This is a genomic window from Priestia iocasae, from assembly GCF_016909075.1.
Lineage (GTDB): Bacteria > Bacillota > Bacilli > Bacillales > Bacillaceae_H > Priestia > Priestia iocasae.
In genome coordinates this window covers 498,776-516,184 of sequence record NZ_JAFBFC010000002.1, presented here as the reverse complement: position 1 = coordinate 516,184, position 17,409 = coordinate 498,776, and the positions used below count along the sequence as shown (strand labels likewise).

The 17,409-nt window shown below is 36.2% G+C and carries 22 protein-coding genes; 15 read left to right on the top strand and 7 right to left on the bottom strand.

All coding sequences use genetic code 11. The annotated features are described in order from the left end of the window. Positions 1-5: 5 nt before the first annotated feature. Positions 6-1,355, bottom strand: coding sequence for a YheC/YheD family endospore coat-associated protein (locus JOC83_RS07625; RefSeq protein ID WP_205185897.1), 1,350 nt, complete (start codon positions 1,353-1,355; stop codon positions 6-8). Positions 1,356-1,475: 120 nt separating this feature from the next. Between JOC83_RS07625 and JOC83_RS07620 the strand changes: the two genes are divergently transcribed. The 7 genes from JOC83_RS07620 to JOC83_RS07590 all read left to right on the top strand — a co-directional run bounded on the left by JOC83_RS07620 (position 1,476) and on the right by JOC83_RS07590 (position 8,835). Further along, positions 1,476-2,606, top strand: a complete 1,131-nt coding sequence (locus JOC83_RS07620) for a DUF445 domain-containing protein (RefSeq protein ID WP_205185896.1) — start codon at positions 1,476-1,478, stop codon at positions 2,604-2,606. Positions 2,607-2,719: 113 nt separating this feature from the next. Further along, a complete protein-coding gene (locus JOC83_RS07615; protein ID WP_205185895.1) occupies positions 2,720-3,076 on the top strand; it encodes a YlbF/YmcA family competence regulator in 357 nt (118 codons plus the stop codon). A gap of 151 nt (positions 3,077-3,227) precedes the next feature. Next, positions 3,228-4,109: a Cof-type HAD-IIB family hydrolase gene (locus tag JOC83_RS07610; protein ID WP_205185894.1), complete on the top strand. Its 882-nt coding sequence runs from the start codon at positions 3,228-3,230 to the stop codon at positions 4,107-4,109. Between the two features lie 259 nt (positions 4,110-4,368). Next, a complete protein-coding gene (locus JOC83_RS07605; RefSeq protein WP_205185892.1) occupies positions 4,369-5,883 on the top strand; it encodes a coproporphyrinogen III oxidase in 1,515 nt (504 codons plus the stop codon). A gap of 178 nt (positions 5,884-6,061) precedes the next feature. Continuing rightward, on the top strand, positions 6,062-7,684 hold the full coding sequence (locus JOC83_RS07600; protein ID WP_205185891.1) for a long-chain fatty acid--CoA ligase: 1,623 nt from the start codon (positions 6,062-6,064) through the stop codon (positions 7,682-7,684). A 6-nt stretch (positions 7,685-7,690) separates the two neighbouring features. Continuing rightward, positions 7,691-8,479, top strand: coding sequence for an enoyl-CoA hydratase (locus JOC83_RS07595; RefSeq protein WP_378913258.1), 789 nt, complete (start codon positions 7,691-7,693; stop codon positions 8,477-8,479). 83 nt (positions 8,480-8,562) lie between these two features. Beyond that, on the top strand, positions 8,563-8,835 hold the full coding sequence (locus JOC83_RS07590; RefSeq protein ID WP_205185889.1) for an HU family DNA-binding protein: 273 nt from the start codon (positions 8,563-8,565) through the stop codon (positions 8,833-8,835). 101 nt (positions 8,836-8,936) lie between these two features. Here JOC83_RS07590 and JOC83_RS07585 read toward each other — a convergent pair whose 3' ends face one another. Beyond that, entirely contained in the window at positions 8,937-9,122 is a 186-nt protein-coding gene (locus JOC83_RS07585) for a YhzD family protein (protein ID WP_205185888.1), read from the bottom strand. Between the two features lie 251 nt (positions 9,123-9,373). Here JOC83_RS07585 and JOC83_RS07580 point away from each other — a divergent pair, with 251 nt between their 5' ends. The 4 genes from JOC83_RS07580 (at position 9,374) to JOC83_RS07565 (ending at position 12,900) form a co-directional block, all read left to right on the top strand. Beyond that, a complete protein-coding gene (locus tag JOC83_RS07580; RefSeq protein ID WP_205185887.1) occupies positions 9,374-10,273 on the top strand; it encodes an ABC transporter ATP-binding protein in 900 nt (299 codons plus the stop codon). Next, entirely contained in the window at positions 10,266-11,513 is a 1,248-nt protein-coding gene (locus JOC83_RS07575) for an ABC transporter permease (RefSeq protein WP_205185886.1), read from the top strand. The genes JOC83_RS07580 and JOC83_RS07575 overlap by 8 nt, the downstream gene beginning before the upstream one ends. Before the next feature lie 180 nt (positions 11,514-11,693). After that, the gene (gene yhaM / locus JOC83_RS07570) at positions 11,694-12,632 is read left to right on the top strand and encodes a 3'-5' exoribonuclease YhaM (RefSeq protein WP_205185885.1); all 939 of its coding nucleotides are present in this window, start codon (positions 11,694-11,696) and stop codon (positions 12,630-12,632) included. 73 nt (positions 12,633-12,705) lie between these two features. Continuing rightward, a complete protein-coding gene (locus tag JOC83_RS07565; protein ID WP_205185883.1) occupies positions 12,706-12,900 on the top strand; it encodes a sporulation YhaL family protein in 195 nt (64 codons plus the stop codon). 41 nt (positions 12,901-12,941) lie between these two features. Here the strand turns inward: JOC83_RS07565 and JOC83_RS07560 are convergent, their stop codons facing one another. Next, positions 12,942-13,814, bottom strand: coding sequence for a peptidylprolyl isomerase (locus JOC83_RS07560; protein WP_205185880.1), 873 nt, complete (start codon positions 13,812-13,814; stop codon positions 12,942-12,944). 223 nt (positions 13,815-14,037) lie between these two features. Between JOC83_RS07560 and JOC83_RS07555 the strand changes: the two genes are divergently transcribed. Continuing rightward, entirely contained in the window at positions 14,038-14,124 is an 87-nt protein-coding gene (locus JOC83_RS07555) for a YjcZ family sporulation protein (RefSeq protein WP_110113814.1), read from the top strand. A 49-nt stretch (positions 14,125-14,173) separates the two neighbouring features. Continuing rightward, positions 14,174-14,263, top strand: a complete 90-nt coding sequence (locus tag JOC83_RS07550; protein WP_239583400.1) for a YjcZ family sporulation protein — start codon at positions 14,174-14,176, stop codon at positions 14,261-14,263. 102 nt (positions 14,264-14,365) lie between these two features. Here JOC83_RS07550 and JOC83_RS07545 read toward each other — a convergent pair whose 3' ends face one another. Beyond that, the gene (locus JOC83_RS07545; RefSeq protein WP_205185876.1) at positions 14,366-14,545 is read right to left on the bottom strand and encodes a hypothetical protein; all 180 of its coding nucleotides are present in this window, start codon (positions 14,543-14,545) and stop codon (positions 14,366-14,368) included. 299 nt (positions 14,546-14,844) lie between these two features. On the opposite strand from JOC83_RS07545, the gene JOC83_RS07540 reads away from it, so the two are divergent. Further along, a complete protein-coding gene (locus JOC83_RS07540) occupies positions 14,845-15,189 on the top strand; it encodes a DUF1878 family protein (RefSeq protein WP_205185874.1) in 345 nt (114 codons plus the stop codon). A gap of 5 nt (positions 15,190-15,194) precedes the next feature. Here the strand turns inward: JOC83_RS07540 and JOC83_RS07535 are convergent, their stop codons facing one another. Continuing rightward, positions 15,195-15,794 (bottom strand): HTH-type transcriptional regulator Hpr, encoded by a 600-nt coding sequence (locus tag JOC83_RS07535; RefSeq protein ID WP_205185872.1) that lies wholly within the window; start codon positions 15,792-15,794, stop codon positions 15,195-15,197. A gap of 117 nt (positions 15,795-15,911) precedes the next feature. Continuing rightward, positions 15,912-16,307 (bottom strand): YtxH domain-containing protein, encoded by a 396-nt coding sequence (locus tag JOC83_RS07530; RefSeq protein WP_205185870.1) that lies wholly within the window; start codon positions 16,305-16,307, stop codon positions 15,912-15,914. A gap of 97 nt (positions 16,308-16,404) precedes the next feature. Here JOC83_RS07530 and JOC83_RS07525 point away from each other — a divergent pair, with 97 nt between their 5' ends. Continuing rightward, a complete protein-coding gene (locus JOC83_RS07525) occupies positions 16,405-16,596 on the top strand; it encodes a membrane protein YhzF (protein WP_205185868.1) in 192 nt (63 codons plus the stop codon). Between the two features lie 185 nt (positions 16,597-16,781). Here JOC83_RS07525 and JOC83_RS07520 read toward each other — a convergent pair whose 3' ends face one another. After that, entirely contained in the window at positions 16,782-17,306 is a 525-nt protein-coding gene (locus JOC83_RS07520) for a tryptophan transporter (RefSeq protein ID WP_205185866.1), read from the bottom strand. Positions 17,307-17,409 lie beyond the last annotated feature (103 nt).

Genomic DNA, 17,409 nt, shown 5'->3' with positions numbered 1-17,409 from the left:
TATATTTACAGTCCATTCGAATGAAATGAATAAAGACAATAATCAATTAGCGCTTTTGTAGATGGACGAGTTGTCACATGTTCAGGCTGAAATTGCTTTGATGGCTTTGTATTGACTTCAATAATCCATGGTTTGCCGTCTTGGTCGATGGCTAAATCAATGCCAAATTCAGCGTAAAGTTCACTTTCGGCTGTAGCTGCATCAAGGTGGTGACAAATGTCAATGGCTAGTTCTTTTAACAGAACAAGAATGCTTTTTGCGTGTTTTTTTTCATACATACTCTCCAAAATAACCTTCGGAGAATATAAATCACCACCTCTCGCTAAATTAGAGACAAAATAATTTGGCTGTGACACACGAGCAACCATCGATGTTAATTTCCATTGCAAATCGTTTTTTTTATGACAAAGTAAACGAAAATCAAAGGGGCAGTCTTTATACGTTTGTAGCGGAATGGTTTGCTGGATAATAAACCCTTGCTTTTTTAATTGACCATATAATGCTTCAAATAAATCATAAAAGGTCTCATATTCATTGCTATACGGCTGTGTGAACGTCGTATAATCAAGAAGATAGTTGTGTTCATCTTTGCTTACTTTGAAAATGTGCTTTCCTTGGCTACCATGAATGGGTTTTATAAAGATAGAAGGATACATAGCGAGTGCATCAATGAAATCCTGCTTTTTTCGTAAAAGGACCGTGTCTGGTAAATAAGGTTTTAAGTGTTCAATCGCTTTTAATTTTTCAAATACAAACCACTTGTTTAAGTAGTGAGCATTAAAAAAAGGAATTCGTTTCTCGGCTAAAACTTGAGTCATCTCTTGAAAGGAATGATGATTCTCTGTTTTTCTGGAATGAATCCGATTATGGACAATTTGAGGGAGTGGAGTAGAGACATACTCCCAACCTTCATCACAGGCAATATAGCCTTTCACATCTTCGGCAAGAAGGTCAGAAATTGAATAGATAGCTGCAAACGCGCCTTTTTCTTCGCATGTTTGTAAAAGTTCACGACAAAAGGATGTGATGGAACCGAATGTTGCATCTGAATTTGGACTTGTTTCAGTAACAATGCCAATAATAGGACCAAGCGACACCTCATCCTCTACAATGGCTGCAAGGAGATGAAGTGGCTTATACGGTAAGTGCAAAGCATCGTACACGCCTTTTGAACAGTACATAATATTTTCTTTATGAGTAACCAATGTTGTAATCGTTTGGATAGAATGATTGCTACAGCGCAATGTTATATAGGATGATGCCATGTATTCAGTAGCAAGATTACTGCTTAACCGAACATGAAGAGATGGCTTTGATGTTGCTAATGGCTCCATTTTTATGTTTAATAAGTTCATAGAACAATCCTCATTTTTAATCATGTAATAAATGATTTATAAATATGGGCGAATGCTGATATATCGTATGATGGAAGTGAGGAAACTGTGAGAAGAAATCAAAGTTGAGAGGTTGATATAATGGAACAAATCATCATTATAGGGTGTATGATGCTCATTGGGGCAGCGATTGGTGGGTTTACGAATCACCTAGCAATCAAAATGCTGTTTCGTCCTTATCATGCAAAGTATATATTTGGGAAACGAATTCCTTTTACACCGGGATTAATTCCAAAGAGACGAGAGGAATTAGCTGTTCAACTCGGAAAGATGGTCGTTGAACACTTAGTAACACCAGAAAGTATTAAGAGAAAATTGCAAGAACAATCGTTTCAACAAATTGTGTTGACGCTAGCGCAAGAGCAGATAGGGAAATTTTTCTCTTCTGATAAAACACTACAAGACGTTGTGACATCATTTGGATATGACGATGTACCAGAGAAGCTGGAGCGTCGGTTAAACGTATTCATTGAAAAGAAATATGTCCAGCTGTTAAATGACAAAGGTGCACTCAAAATAAAAGACGTGCTACAACCAAGTATGAACGAACGAATTCAACAAATTTTACCTGTTATTGCTCAACAAATTTGTGATAAAGCGGTTAGCTATTTTGAAAGTGAAGCAGGTAAACAGCGATTAGAAAAGATGATTGATGATTTTCTTATGCAAAAAGGTATGCTTGGAAACATGGTGCAAATGTTCTTGGGGAACACAAAAGTAATTGATAAAGTACAGCCAGAGGTTGTAAAGTTCTTTAAACATGAAGGCACAACAGAGTTGTTTCACTCCCTTTTAAAAACAGAATGGGACAAGCTAAGTGAAAAGCGTGTAGAAGAGGCTGAGCAGTTCATAGGCCGAGATGTGATGCTAACGTTTATTACAAACACTGTAGAGCGTATCGTTTCCGTGAAGAAATTGTTCCAAAAACCAATTCATGAATTATTGACGCCTATCTATTTTGAATTAGAAAAGTCGTTGCCTCGTTTAGTTCAGAAGCTTGGAGACTTTTTAGCATCAAAAGTGGAAGTGATGATGAAGCAAATGCAGCTTGAGCAGATTGTAAAAGAACAGGTCGAGTCCTTCTCTGTGGAACGATTAGAGGATATGGTTTTATCCATCTCACGACGTGAATTTAAGATGATTACGTATTTAGGTGCCCTTCTAGGAGCGGTAATTGGGATATTTCAAGGGATTATTGCTTTGTTTATTTAATCGTTTAGATAAAGAGTTGGTGTTCTTAGGCTGAAATTTGTTGAATAGTTTGTTATAGTGGAAGAAGTGTTCAAGGCGTAAGGCGTCTTAATTTAACTGAGGAGGACTTTTAAATGTCTGTAAATGTATACGATGTAGCTTACGAATTAGAAAAATCTGTGCGTGAAAGCAATGATTATAAGGAGTTAAAAAGCTTATATGAAGAGCTAAATGCAGATTCAGAAGCAAAACAATTATTTGATCGTTTCCGTACGTTACAACTGGAATTACAACAAAAGCAAATGATGGGCCAAGAAATTTCAGAGGAAGAAGTTCAACAAGCTCAACAAACAGTAGCTATTGTACAACAAAACGAAAAGATTGCGAAGTTAATGGAAGCAGAACAACGCATGAGCATGTTAATTTCAGAACTAAACAAAATTATTATGAAGCCATTAGAAGAAATCTATGGTAACCCAGAAGAGCAATAATAAGCGTAAAACGCCACTGTCATGAGTGGCGTTTTTTTTAATGCGATAGATGCTAAGTCAACGTTTTGTCATTCCGATAAGTTCTAAAATGACAAGTTTGGTCATAACCGTTTAATAAGGTAGTAGTCATCTAAGAAAGAGGGGTTTACAAATGACTTATCGATTATTAGCATTAAATGTTGATGGAACTATTTTAAATAGTCAAGGTCGTTTAGTAAAAGAAACAAAAGAGGCGATCCAGTACGTTAAAGATAAAGGGGTATATATTACGCTTGTGACAAATCGTCACTTTTTATCAGCGAAAAAAATCGCACGCGCATTAAAGTTACCATCCGCTATGTTAATCACACATAGTGGTGCATTTATCGGCACATCGGTTGATAAACCAACGTATGAGCGTCGATTAAGTGAGGAAAAGACCTTTAATTTGGTTCAGCTATTAGAAAACTTTGATTGTCATATTCGTATCTTACATGAGCGCTATTCAATTGGAAATCGCGTGAAGCTGCAAAATAACATTGTTGCGAAAACCGTGTTGAAAACAGGAGAGCCACTTTTTTATCCTCTACAGTTTGTAGATTCGTTAGGTGACACGTTACGAGATGAACCTGTCACCACACCAAAAATCGAAGTGTATTTCTCCAGTCATCAAGAAAAAGAGAGAGCAGAGAGAACGATTTCAACGGCAGTACCTGATATTGAGTGGTTCTCTTATCCTCATGAAGAACGATGCTATATTGTTCCAAAAGGTACCTCTAAACTAGCAGGTATTCGATTTGTTGCTAATCAACTCTCCATCCCACTTGAAGAAGTGGTAGCCATTGGGAATTGCTACGATGATTTTGATACAATTGAACAAGTAGGAATGGGTGTTGCGATGGGGAATTCGCCAGCCGATCTAAAGAAAGTAGCAAAGTGGGTGACACGCTCTAATAATGAAAATGGTGTTGCTTATATGGTCAAAGAACTATTTAGAAAGCAACAGCGTATTGGCTATTCCTACAACGTAGACGTGACAAGATTAAAAAAATAGCAAAGTGAAAAAGCTCTGTTCATAAAATCCAGCAGCGTCGTTGGGTGTTATGGCAGGGCTTTTTATGATGATATCCTGTATATGTCTGAACTTGTACAAGCCACCTTTACGAGACATTGACCAACTTTTCTCTGTTAGGTAAACTAATATGAGGTTTATCGTCATATCAAACATACAAATAACATGATATAGATTTTATCTGGCAAAGGAATCAACTGTTCTTTATAACAGGAGCTTTATAAACAGAAAGGTGATTGAATTGAACATTTATATCAAAGGGCTAGAAGATGAGCGTTTTCAACGTCCTTTAGAGTTAATAACCAATTTATTTTTTGAAGAAAGTCTAGTATCACGAACAAAGATTGAAGATGCAGACGTTGAGATTGATGTTATGCTCACCGTTACAAATAAAGTTTATGCCAAAGCAATACTTGTTGAGAAGTCAACCAATCGTAAGATGGAAGCTGAATTTGAAAAGAACTTAGAAGCACATGAAACGGAAAAAGAACACTTTAAAAAAGTAAAGCAGGTCGTGTCGTATGTGTATCTATCTGTTTTGCAAGAGCTAACGGATGTAGTACAAACGTGGGGGATTTTAACCGGGATACGTCCAACGAAGCTTCTTCATAAAAAGCTTCAAGAGGGTCAATCCAAAGAGCTAGCCCACAAGCAGTTAAAAGAAGATTATTTGTTATCAGAAGAAAAGATTGATCTCATGCAGCAAATCGTAGATCGTCAGCTTGCCATTGTTCCGGATCTTTATGATTTATCAAACGAAGTGAGTATTTATATTGGAATCCCGTTTTGCCCAACAAAATGTGCGTATTGCACGTTTCCTGCTTACGCCATTAATGGGCGTCAAGGCTCTGTTGATTCGTTTCTTGGAGGCCTTCACTATGAAATACGTGAGATTGGTCGATGGTTAAAAGAGAATAACATAAAGATTACAACCGTTTATTATGGTGGAGGTACGCCAACAAGTATTACGGCGGAAGAGATGGACATGCTTTATGAAGAAATGTATGAGTCGTTCCCAGATGTGCAAAACATTCGTGAAATTACGGTAGAAGCGGGGCGTCCAGATACGATTACACCTGAAAAATTAACGGTTTTAAATAAATGGAACATCGATCGTATTAGCATTAACCCGCAGTCCTACATTCAAGAAACGCTAAAAGCAATTGGTCGCCATCATACAGTAGAAGAAACAATTGATAAGTTCCATTTAGCTCGTCAAATGGGGATGAACAACATTAACATGGACTTAATTATCGGCTTGCCAGGTGAAGGAGTTCCGGAGTTTCAACATACATTAGATGAGACGAAAAAGCTCATGCCTGAATCGTTAACAGTTCATACTTTATCGTTTAAACGTGCGTCTGAAATGACACAAAACAAACGAAAATACAAAGTGGCAGGTCGTGAAGAGATTCGTGAAATGATGCATATGGCGAACGAATGGACAGAACAACATGGATATGTACCGTACTATCTATACCGTCAAAAAAATATTCTTGGAAATCTTGAGAATGTAGGCTATGCATTTCCAGGACAAGAGAGCATCTACAACATCATGATTATGGAAGAACAGCAAACGATTATTGGGTTAGGGTGTGGGGCATCAAGTAAATTTGTCCATCCGATAACAGGAAAGATTGATCGATTTGCAAACCCAAAAGACCCAAAATCTTATAATGATGGATTTAAGCATTATACAAATGAAAAAATAAAAATTTTAAATGAGCTATTTGCAACGCGTTCAACAGAAGCGTAATGGTTCATGAAAAAACCTGACTTTACTAGTAAAGTCAGGTTTTTTCAATTGTGATAATAAATGAAAATATTCTGATTTTATGGAAGGGATACCATCAAGAGCGGTGAATATATAGAGCAGATAGTTTTGAAGTTAGTTGTAAGCGATTACTAAAAACGAAACTGTGGGGTGTTGAGGAATGATGAATGTTCAATTAACGGTTCCATCCATGATGGAAAGAGCAGAAAAGTTTTTTAAGAAAAAGCAAGTGATTTCAAGAGGAACGAAGGGCATTGATCGGCTAAACTACGAACAAATTGCCGCTCGTACAAGACGTCTTTCATGTATGCTACATGAATTGGGTGTGAAAAGAGGCGAGAAGGTAGGAACATTTGCGTGGAATCATCATCGTCATTTAGAAGCATATTTTGCTATTCCTGGAATTGGAGCAGTCCTTCATACAATCAATATTCGCTTAGATCCACAACAAATCGTATACGTGATTAATCACGCTAAAGATAAAATTCTACTTGTTGACGATTGTTTTCTGCCGTTGTTTGAAAAAATTGAAAGTCATCTTCCTCATGTTAAAGCCTACATCATTATGACAGATGAGCCTGAACTTCCAGAGACAACCTTAAAGAATTGTTATCACTATGATCAGCTCCTTGAAAAAGGAGACCCACACTATCCGTTTCTTCATGATATTGATGAAAATGAGCCAGCAGGTATTTGTTATACGTCTGCAACAACAGGAAATCCAAAGGGCGTTGTGTACTCCCATCGAGGCATTTATCTTCATTCAATGTCATTAGGAATGGCAGATGGTGGCTCGCTTTCTGAAGCGGATATTGCGATGCCTGTTGTGCCGATGTTTCATGTAAATGCATGGGGATTACCGTTTGCAGCTGTCTGGTTAGGTACAACTCTTGTTATGCCTGGGCCATTTTTTACTCCTCAACTCTTAGCTGAGCTTATTGAAAGCGAAAAAGTCACACTCGCCGCTGGGGTTCCGACTATTTGGCTTGGTTTATTAAAAGAGCTTGAAAGTAAAAAATACGATACAAGTAGCTTGCGAGCTGTTTTATGTGGAGGATCAGCAGCACCTAAGAGCATCGTAAAAGCATTTGAAGAAAAGTTCGATATTCCATTTATTCATGCATATGGAATGACAGAAACGAGTCCACTCGTCGTCTTGTCACGCCTAAAAAGCTACCAAACGAATCTTGATAAAGAAGAGCAGTATGATTATAAAGCAAAGCAAGGATTCCTTGTGCCGGGCGTAGAAATGAAAGTCGTAGGAAAAGATGGTGAAGTCGACTGGGACGCACAGTCCATGGGTGAGCTACTGCTTAGAGGTCCGTGGATTGCATCTGAGTACTATGAGGATGAGCGGACGAGTGAAGCTTTTAAAGGTGGATGGCTTTATACAGGTGATGTTGTGACAGTAGATGAAGAAGGATTTATTAAAATTGTCGATCGGACCAAAGATTTAATTAAAAGCGGCGGTGAATGGATTTCTTCCGTTGACCTTGAAAATGCCCTTATGGCTCACGAAGGAATATTTGAAGCATCTGTTGTGGCCATTCCCCATGAAACGTGGCAGGAGAGGCCGATTGCGTGTGTCGTTTTAAAAGAAGGATATAAAGAAAAAGTATCCAAAGAGGATGTTATGGCATTTTTAACTCCACAATTTGCGAAGTGGTGGCTACCAGATGACATTATTTTTATGGAAGAAATTCCAAAAACGTCCGTTGGAAAGTTTCTCAAGCGTGCACTTCGTACGCAAGTGCTTGAACACTATGAAATTAATAATGTGTAAAGGAGAATGATTATGACTGTTGAAACAAAAATTGTAGAGGTTTCATATGAAGAGCGTGTTGCCATATTAACATTAAATCGTCCCGATTCATTGAATTCATTAAATATGGAGATGCTAACACAATTTGTACAATGCTTAAAAGATGTGAGAGATAGTGAGGCGGATTTTCTGGTTTTAAAAGGGAATGGTAAAGCATTCTCGGCAGGTGGCGATATTAAAATGATGCTTTCATCTGACAGCCATGAATCGTTTGATAAAGTGATGGATGTTATTGGTGAATTAATCACAACCTTATATACACTTCCTCAAATGACGATTTCAGCTCTACATGGTGCAGTAGCTGGCTTAGGTTTGAGCATTGCCTTAGCAAGTGATTATATTCTTGCTGAAAAGCAAACGAAAGTTGCAATGAACTTTATTGGCATTGCGCTTATTCCTGATGGCGCGGGTCATTTCCTATTAGAGAAACGTTTAGGTGCTCATAAAGCTAAACAAATCATTTGGAAAGGAGACGTATTAACAGCTGATCAAGCTCAGGCATTAGAATTAGTGGATGAAGTTATTGAAGGGGATATGAAAGAAGCAGTGAACAACACACTTGCTTATTGGAAGCAAAAGCCAGCCTTAGCGTTAAAAGAAACGAAAAACATTTACGTGAAATCTTCTTTAGCGGAGCTTCAATCTATTCTAGAAATGGAGAAAGCTGGACAGTCTAAAATGAGAAAGTCTGCTGACCATTTAGAGGGGATTCAGGCTTTCATTGAAAAGAGAAAGCCTATATTTAATAAAAAATAATAAAATAGTTTTCTGAAATGATGTTTAATAATAGGCCAATAGTGGAAAGGCTGTATTATATAATATTTATGAGGTGATGAGCAATGAATAAAACAGATTTAGTGAATGCGGTAGCAGAGAAGTCAGAGCTGACAAAATCGGATGCAACAAAAGCAATCGATTCATTACTAAATGTAATTTCAACAACGCTTGGTAAAGGCGAGAAAATCCAACTTATTGGATTTGGTACATTTGAAGTGCGCGAGCGTGCAGCTCGTACTGGACGTAATCCACAAACAGGTGAAGAAATGCAAATCCCTGCTTCAAAAGTACCGGCATTTAAAGCAGGTAAAGAATTAAAAGAAGCTGTAAAATAAGCCGTCTACTAAACATATAAAAATGGTTGAGTATAAAAATCCCTGCTCCTTCTATCCAATTCAATGGATGAAGGGGCAGGGATTTTTAAACGTACCTTTACTTAGCGGTGAAACAAAACTAGTTTGCCGGCAGACGAGATGCAGCGATGTGTTTTTTCATCATAGCTTAATTGTTTTAGTTTTTCAGTTCCAATTGTTTTTGCTTCTTCTTCTGTTGAAGCTTCAAATGATTCATCTAATAATTTCTCCCCGTTTGGTTCAAAAACTGTAAGTGTATAAATTCCCATGAAAAATCCCCCTTTAAGCATTACTAGACATGGTTCGACAACCATTCTTTTAATTTAATTCGTAGTTTCTACACAAATTCCTGCTAAAATAAGGTGAAACATTTTTTTCCACTAATCGTATACATATATATAACGACTCAGAAAATTTATCATGTGAGAAAGGATGGTATGTATATTTACTAAACGTGAGCTTACAGCAATTTCAATCATTACTTTCTACTAAGTTAAAGTAAAGGAAGAGGAGGAATTAGATGTCACTTGTTATAAAAAATGTTACAAAGCGGTTTGGCTCGTTTACAGCAGTTAAGAATTTATCTCTTACTATTCCCGAAGGAGAGACATTTGGTTTTTTAGGGGCAAATGGAGCAGGGAAAACAACAACATTTCGAATGATTCTTGGACTTCTTGATTCCACAGAAGGAACAATCACATGGAATGATGAGAAAATTACATATGATACAAGTCATGTAATTGGGTATTTACCAGAAGAGCGCGGCCTGTATCCAAAGCTTAAAGTAAAAGACCAACTTGTCTATTTAGGGCGTTTAAGAGGAATGAATAAATCGGATATTCTAAAGCAAATGGAGGAATGGTTAGAGCGATTTAAAGTTCCCGAGTATGCAAACAAAAAAGTAGAAGAACTTTCAAAAGGAAATCAACAGAAAATACAATTCATTGCATCGGTTATTCACCGTCCGAAACTTTTAATTTTAGATGAGCCGTTTAGCGGTCTAGATCCAGTGAATGTTGAGTTGTTAAAAGAAGCTGTTTTAAGCTTAAAGAACGATGGAACGACTATCGTTTTCTCAAGTCATCGCATGGATCATGTAGAAGAACTATGTGAAAACTTATGTATTATGCATCATGGTCAACCTGTTGTTCATGGTAACTTAAAAGAAATCAAACGATCGTTTGGTAAGAAAAATGTCATTGTTCATGGTGAAGGTGACTTAGAGCGTCTGCAGCACATTGAAGGGGTTACGAAGTATAAACAAACAGCAGAGGGTGTTCATTTGCAAATTGCAAACGAGCAAGTATCTCAATCTATTTTTAAAGAGCTTCATCATTTTTCTTTTGTGAGTAAGTTTATATTAGAAGAGCCTTCGTTAAACGATATTTTTATCGAGAAAGTAGGTGCTTCCTATGAATAAGTTTGGCGTTATTATGTTTCATACGTATTTGCATAAATTAAAGTCAAAATCATTTATCATTACAACGATTATAACGGTTTTGATTTTGATGGGAATTACGAACATGAATACCATCATTGAATTCTTTAACAAAGATGATAAGCAACTACAGGTTGGTGTGATTCACTCGGATGAGCAGTTATATACACTCTTTCAAGAGAATGTAAAATCAATTGATGAAAGCATGCAGTTAAAAACATATGAAACTGAAAAACAAGCAGGAAAAGCCATTAGTGATGAAACAATAGAGGGGTATTTACTACTGTCAGTAGACAAAGAGAACTTACCACAAGCACTCTATAAAGCAAATTCAATTGCTGATTCAGATGTGCCAACAAAGCTACAGCAAGCGTTACAGCAGACAAAAGTGACCATTGCAACTTCACAGCTTGGATTAGAGCCAGAGCAAATTAGCCAATTATATACGCCTGTTTCCTTTGAAAAAGAAGCACTAGTTGCATCTGCCAAAACAGAAGAAGAGTTAAATCAAGCGAGAGGGCTTGTTTATATTTTACTGTTTGTTATTTATTTTTCCGTCATTATGTATGGAAGCATGATTGCAATGGAGGTCGCAACAGAGAAATCGTCAAGAGTGATGGAAATTCTTGTATCAAGTGTATCTCCCATTACCCAAATGTTTGCAAAGATTTTAGGAATAGCGCTTCTAAGCTTAACACAATTTGCATTTATTTTAATGGTTGGATACGCATCATTGAAGCAAAATATCAGTGCACAACAAGAGGGAGTATTTGACTATTTTGGTTTCGGTGAAGTTCCTACTTCTACGTTTCTTTATGCGTTTGTTTTCTTTATGCTAGGTTATTTCTTATTTGCAACGCTTGCTGCTTTTTTAGGTTCATTAGTAAGCCGTATTGAAGATGTTCAGCAGATGATTACGCCGATGACTCTATTAATCGTTGCCGCGTTCTTAATTGCAATGTTTGGGCTTGGGCAACCCGATACAACGTTTATTAAGGTGACGTCCTTTATTCCATTTTTCGCCCCAATGATCATGTTCTTACGAGTGGGAATGCTTGAGATTCCGGTATGGGAAGTGAGCTTGTCAATCGGATTATTAATTGTCACTATTATTTTATTAGCAATCTTTGGAGCACGTGTCTACAAAGGTGGCGTTCTATTGTATGGAAAGTCGTCTTCATTTAAAGATATTAAAAAGGCTTTACAATTAACAAAAGAATAAGAAGAGAAGAGGTTATCTTAAAGGGGGAGCATTTTGATTCCATTGAGATAGCCTCTTTTTTATCTAGAATGTGCATTCGCTTTTTTATGGTGTTAAAATAAGAAAAAAGAGGAAAGTAATAAATTAAAGTGAAACGAAAGCCATATGAATCGTTTGAACAAGATGAGGGAGGACGTATAGATGAAAAAAGGCATTGCTCAGTATGAGGTCGGTGAACAAGTCGATTTGTTTTTCCTAGTGAAGTCGTCAACAAGAGGAATTGCAAGTAATGGCAAGCCATTTTTGACCGTTATTTTACAAGATAAAACAGGTGACATCGAAGCAAAGTTATGGGATGCATCACCGGAGGATGAAGAGAATTACGCAGCTGAAAAGATTGTAAAAGCAGCTGGAGAAGTAATGACGTATCGAGGTCGTAATCAACTAAAAGTAAGGCAAATTCGTCCAGCGAACCCTCAGGATGGAGTGCGTGTCGCTGATTTTCTAGAAGTTGCGCCATTAAGTCGCGAAGAAATGGTTGAATCCATTACACAATGCATTTTCGAAATGAAAAATTCGAATATCCAACGTATTACACGTCACTTATTAAATAAATATCAAAATGCTTTTTTAGAATATCCAGCGGCTACGAAAAATCATCATGAATTCGTTTCTGGATTAGCTTATCACGTTGTATCAATGTTAAAAGTTGCAAAAGCATTAGCCGATCTATATCCAAGCTTAAATCGAGACTTGCTTTACTCTGGTGTTATACTACATGATTTGGGGAAGGTCATTGAGTTATCAGGCCCTGTGTCTACGACTTACACACTTGAAGGAAACTTACTAGGTCATATTTCTATTATGGTAAATGAAATTGGACAAGCAGCAGAAGAGTTAAGTATTAAAGGAGAAGAAGTATTACTTCTTCAACATATGGTACTATCTCACCACGGCAAAGAAGAGTGGGGAAGTCCGAAGAAACCATTAATTAAAGAAGCTGAAATTCTACACCTGATTGATAATGTCGATGCAAAAATGAACATGCTAGATCGTGCTCTAGAACATGTCAAACCTGGTGAATTCACTGAAAAGATTTTCGCATTAGATAATCGATCGTTCTACAAGCCTACAATTTAACGAGATAGCTTGTCATAAACACAACTTCTTATACATATAGTGATGGTAAATACGATATATGTGGGGGAGTTAGATGGTTACATTACCTGTTTGGTTATATTTAGTGGTTGCTGGTATTTTCTTTAGTGGATTTATGGCTATTCGGACAGCACAGCAAGAAAAAGAGGTTGATGATACATTCATTGAAAAAGAGGGACAAGTCTATATTGAACGTATGAAAGAAGAAAAAGAACGTCGAGAGTTTGTGAAAAACAGCAAATCTGTATGAATCAAAAAAGAAGCTGACGGCAGCCGTCAGCTTCTTTTTGATTACTTTTCTTCTTTTTTATCTTGTTCAAACGCTTTTTCTAGGTCTTTGTCTTTCACTTTTACAGAAGCATCTTTCATTTCTTTGTCAATCGCTTTTTGTAATTGTGTTGGATCTTCACCTAGCTTAGAACGCTTAATTTCTCTTTCAAGCTCTGGTTTCATTTTATCAAATGATGCCAATTCTTTCTTATCTGTTACTTTAATAATGTGATAACCGAACTGAGATTTAACAGGCTCACTAATTTTATCTTTTTCTAGCTTATAAGCAGCTTCTTCAAATTCTGGAACCATTTGACCTGGTCCGAAAAACCCTAAATCTCCACCGTTCTCGCCAGAACCTGGATCTTCAGAGTATTCTTTTGCTAGCTCTTCGAAGTTTCCACCCTCATCAAGCTTTGCTTTTACTTCGTTTGCTGTTTTTTCATCTTTTACTAAGATATGACTCGCTTTTACTTCTGGTTTCTTTGCTTCATATGCTTTCTTTAATTCTTCTTCGGATACTTTTACATCTGCAGTGGCAGCTTTTTCACGAAGAAGGTCAATTTTTAAAAGACGTTTCATTTCGGCTTCACCGTTTTGCTGAATAGCCATTTCAAATTGGGCACCGTATTGTTGTTTTAGTGTTTCAAGCTCTTGTTCCACTTCTTTATCACTTACTTTATATTTTTCACTTAGTACTTTTTCATCAACTAAGTCACGAATGATTTGTTCACCCGCACGATCTTTTAGTGCTTCATAAAGCTCATCTTTTGTGATGTTCCCAGCTTTTGTTTCAACAACCACTTCTGAGTTGTCTCCACTTGCACCGCTGTTACATGCCGATAATGCAACGATGCTTGCTGCTGTTGTTAGTGCAATAAAGCTTTTTTTCATACATAAACACTCCCAATTATTATATTTACTCTCAGTGTGCCCAAGCCATACCATATACTATAGCATAACCTTGAATATTAGAGAAATAGATAATTACCTACAGGCAATATATCAAAAGTAAAAGGTCACTTCAAATTATTTTCATCTATCTAAGACAATCGCCTAGACGCCTTTAAGTAGCCTTGCATAAGATGGAGTATTAGTACACAAAGGGGGTGCTCTTATGGGTGGAGCTTATGGAAGTGGCTTTGCGTTACTAGTTGTACTATTCATTTTATTAATTATTGTAGGTTGTTCTTGTTTCTATTGATAAACAAAAATGACATCTATAATCTTTAATGACGCAAGGAGGGGGACAAATGAGCGGAAGCTGGTATGGTAACAACTTTGCGTTAATCGTTGTGTTATTTATCTTACTAATCATCATCGGTTGTTCTTGTTTCTATTAATTTTAGAATAAATGACAAACCTTCTATGACGACAGTACTCGCATAGGAGACTAGAAAAAGACAAATAAAAGGCACTATCCTTTGTGGATAAGTGCCTTTTATTTAAGTAAATAAAATTTCTACGTATGATGATAGAAGTAAAATAGTAATAAGTACGTTGATGATCCGAAATACCTTTGGTTGTTTCTCTTCAGGAATTTCTTTTTGGATACATAATGTATTCGTTAATGTATTAATGTAAAATAAAATAAATACAGCAAATGGAATAAAAAATGTAGTCATTTATGGCATTCCTCCAACCTAAAAAATCTCTGTATCAATAATATCTAAATCTTGCATAAGCAAATACGCTATATGTAATAGTGCAGTTATTTAATCATATTGATTTGGACAAGATGAGAGACCTATTAATTTGCTACAAAGCACCTTTGCTTTGGATGCATATAATAACATTACCAAATATCTTATGAAATAGATAGCGATTAAATCCATTTCATCTTATAGCACAGTTCATGATTGAGAAGAATGTAGATCATTATGTAAAATAAAGGTATATATATATTAAAGGAGTAGAAACGTTTATGGAATCTCTAGAATCTCGCGTCAATCGTTTGGAGTACTATATCGAACTGTTATCAGAAAGCGCAGTCTTACAAGGTAGACCTTTTGTAGAATTAGTGATTAAACGAGAGCTTACAAAAGAAGAGGCGAGTGAAATATACAGACTATGTGAAGAGTTGAACAAAGTGTATGATGAGCAAAAAGCGGAAGGATTTGTTGACTTCACTCCGCTTCTTACACAGTTTGTTGGGATGCTTAATCATAAATTGACACCTAATGAAACGATCCAAGCAATAATGAAAGAAGGCATGTATTTACCGTTAATGAATGAATTTGTGTCCATTATCGAGAGAATAAGAGAATAAAATGGTTAATTAGAAGCAATTTTTTCTTGCTCGGTTGCTATGGTTTCTCGCTTTATGAGCTTTCCATCTTTTTCAACAAATTCTTCTTCAATATTATGAAAAGAGCGTTCAAAAATATCCATAAAATCTTCTCCATAAATTTTACGAATAATGGACATTAATTCAATAAACTCAGGAAATTTCCCATACAAATCACGAAGAGGGAGAGCTCCACTAAACGTTGAATTTTGTTCAGGATCATAATTTTCCATTAAGTCTAATAAGATGTTTTCCCCTTCTTTTGTTAGTTGGATGTATGTATTACGTTTATCACTTTCTTTTTTAGAAAATTGAAGTAAACCTCTCTCTTCAAGTTTCTTTGAAAAGTTAAACGCTGTTGATACATGCATCACACCGAATTTTGCAATCTCGGAGATGGAAGCTCCGTTTAGGTGATAAGCAATCCATAAAATATGATGTTCATTGATGTTAAGATCATAGGGCTTAATCCACTGCTGCCAATCTTTCTCTACAGTTTTCCATAATGCTTTGCTTAATTGAGCAATTCTCTGACTGAAAAGAAGAGCTTCTTTTAAATCGAAATTCTGTTCATTTGTATTCCTCATTTTCTCCCACCCACTTTAGCTGTCTATCTTTCTTATTATCTTCTATTATGCCAATAAAATAAAAAATTATAAAGATGTAATTTTACAAAAAATTTAAATTTTAAAAAAAGAAGGTGATTATCCTTCTTTTTTATGTATCTCTTCGTTATAAGATTGAGTTGTCTGTACGTGTTTCTCTAGGCTTGATAATGATTTTTCAATCTCTTCCAAATGATGTTGAAGAGATTGTTGGTTAGGTGCAATAGTTTGTTTCCATTCATTGAGAGAGATGGATACATCTTTTGCAACATTTTTTACTATAGTATTTCCTTCTTTAAGTGCTGATTGAAATTCTTTTTTTACAGTTGAGGCTTTTTGGTTAAGATCAACAGATACATCTTGAAATTGTTGCTTTTGTTCTTTTAACTTTCTACGTACCTCTATGCCAGAATAAGGGGTAGATAACAATGCCCCAACAGCTGCTGCCGTTCCACCAACCAATATTCCTAATGTTAAAGATTTTATACGACTCATTCAAAACACTCCCTATATAGCAATTAATATCTCCTCTTTACCAGCACATATATCCATCATGATGTGCATATGAATAAACTAGAAGGGGGGATGAGAAATGACAGGCGTTATTTTTGGCCTTTTCGTTATTAGTTTTCTTCTAATTATTGCCACTATTAATTTGTTTCTTGCTTCAAAGAGAACAGCCTCTTATCCACCTAAGCATGTGTTAAAAAAGAGAGCAATGACGTTTGGTGCTTCAGGAATGGTTTTATTTTTATTAGCGTTTACATTATATTATGTAACCTAGTATCAAAAAACTAAACATCAAACACTTTAAAAGGAAGGTGTTATGTTCGTAAATGATAAAGTGCATCTTGCTTTAGATCTTTCAAAACAGGTGCCCTTTTTTAATAACCGATAAAACAAAATGGTAAAGAAAAAGCCCGAGAGAAGTCGGGCTTTTTTTGCTCCCGTAAAGGGATTTGTTTACATTTATGCAGCTTCAGAAGCAATTTTTGTACGTTTTAACACATTTTGTACAATTGGATACACAACAACCATCACAATTGTGTTAACAACAGCAGTTGGTAATACTACACCTGTTACAAGTGCAACAAATCCACCTGGAAGGCCAATGATAAAGTAAGCAGCCGATAAGAAAATAACACCTGAGATGACTGTACCGATTGCTGTTAACACAGCAGCAGATATAGTTGAAGAATTAAAGGCTTTTCTTACGACTAAAAATAAACCAAAGAATAAAAATGCTGAGATTGGTTTATCAATCATATTTGCAATTTGCCCACCTGGGAATCCTGTTGTTAATGCAGAAATGACACCCGTTGTTATTCCAAGTAGTACAATGTTTTTTACAGAAGGAAACAACATAATGCCTAAAAACATCATCGTTAGCAACATATCAGGCTTCATTCCGAATAAAAGGGGTGGAACAATGGTGTGTAATACCGCTCCTATCCCTACTAACAATGATAACGACACAAGTACTTTTGTATTCACTTCTCATCTCTCCTCTTCTATACTAAACTCATTTTTTATAAACCTACCAACAGTGCTCTCTACGCCCATTGCATAGGTCCATATACATAGTATAACATAATCT

What these genes read in the sequence shown, in the direction of transcription:
- JOC83_RS07625 (WP_205185897.1), bottom strand. Translation starts at nt 1,355, where the DNA reads ATGAACTTATTAAACATAAAAATGGAGCCATTAGCAACATCAAAGCCA.
- JOC83_RS07620 (WP_205185896.1), top strand. Translation starts at nt 1,476, where the DNA reads ATGGAACAAATCATCATTATAGGGTGTATGATGCTCATTGGGGCAGCG.
- JOC83_RS07615 (WP_205185895.1), top strand. Translation starts at nt 2,720, where the DNA reads ATGTCTGTAAATGTATACGATGTAGCTTACGAATTAGAAAAATCTGTG.
- JOC83_RS07610 (WP_205185894.1), top strand. Translation starts at nt 3,228, where the DNA reads ATGACTTATCGATTATTAGCATTAAATGTTGATGGAACTATTTTAAAT.
- JOC83_RS07600 (WP_205185891.1), top strand. Translation starts at nt 6,062, where the DNA reads ATGATGAATGTTCAATTAACGGTTCCATCCATGATGGAAAGAGCAGAA.
- JOC83_RS07595 (WP_378913258.1), top strand. Translation starts at nt 7,691, where the DNA reads ATGATTATGACTGTTGAAACAAAAATTGTAGAGGTTTCATATGAAGAG.
- JOC83_RS07590 (WP_205185889.1), top strand. Translation starts at nt 8,563, where the DNA reads ATGAATAAAACAGATTTAGTGAATGCGGTAGCAGAGAAGTCAGAGCTG.
- JOC83_RS07585 (WP_205185888.1), bottom strand. Translation starts at nt 9,122, where the DNA reads ATGGGAATTTATACACTTACAGTTTTTGAACCAAACGGGGAGAAATTA.
- JOC83_RS07580 (WP_205185887.1), top strand. Translation starts at nt 9,374, where the DNA reads ATGTCACTTGTTATAAAAAATGTTACAAAGCGGTTTGGCTCGTTTACA.
- JOC83_RS07575 (WP_205185886.1), top strand. Translation starts at nt 10,266, where the DNA reads ATGAATAAGTTTGGCGTTATTATGTTTCATACGTATTTGCATAAATTA.
- yhaM (WP_205185885.1), top strand. Translation starts at nt 11,694, where the DNA reads ATGAAAAAAGGCATTGCTCAGTATGAGGTCGGTGAACAAGTCGATTTG.
- JOC83_RS07565 (WP_205185883.1), top strand. Translation starts at nt 12,706, where the DNA reads ATGGTTACATTACCTGTTTGGTTATATTTAGTGGTTGCTGGTATTTTC.
- JOC83_RS07560 (WP_205185880.1), bottom strand. Translation starts at nt 13,814, where the DNA reads ATGAAAAAAAGCTTTATTGCACTAACAACAGCAGCAAGCATCGTTGCA.
- JOC83_RS07555 (WP_110113814.1), top strand. Translation starts at nt 14,038, where the DNA reads ATGGGTGGAGCTTATGGAAGTGGCTTTGCGTTACTAGTTGTACTATTC.
- JOC83_RS07550 (WP_239583400.1), top strand. Translation starts at nt 14,174, where the DNA reads ATGAGCGGAAGCTGGTATGGTAACAACTTTGCGTTAATCGTTGTGTTA.
- JOC83_RS07545 (WP_205185876.1), bottom strand. Translation starts at nt 14,545, where the DNA reads ATGACTACATTTTTTATTCCATTTGCTGTATTTATTTTATTTTACATT.
- JOC83_RS07540 (WP_205185874.1), top strand. Translation starts at nt 14,845, where the DNA reads ATGGAATCTCTAGAATCTCGCGTCAATCGTTTGGAGTACTATATCGAA.
- JOC83_RS07535 (WP_205185872.1), bottom strand. Translation starts at nt 15,794, where the DNA reads ATGAGGAATACAAATGAACAGAATTTCGATTTAAAAGAAGCTCTTCTT.
- JOC83_RS07530 (WP_205185870.1), bottom strand. Translation starts at nt 16,307, where the DNA reads ATGAGTCGTATAAAATCTTTAACATTAGGAATATTGGTTGGTGGAACG.
- JOC83_RS07525 (WP_205185868.1), top strand. Translation starts at nt 16,405, where the DNA reads ATGACAGGCGTTATTTTTGGCCTTTTCGTTATTAGTTTTCTTCTAATT.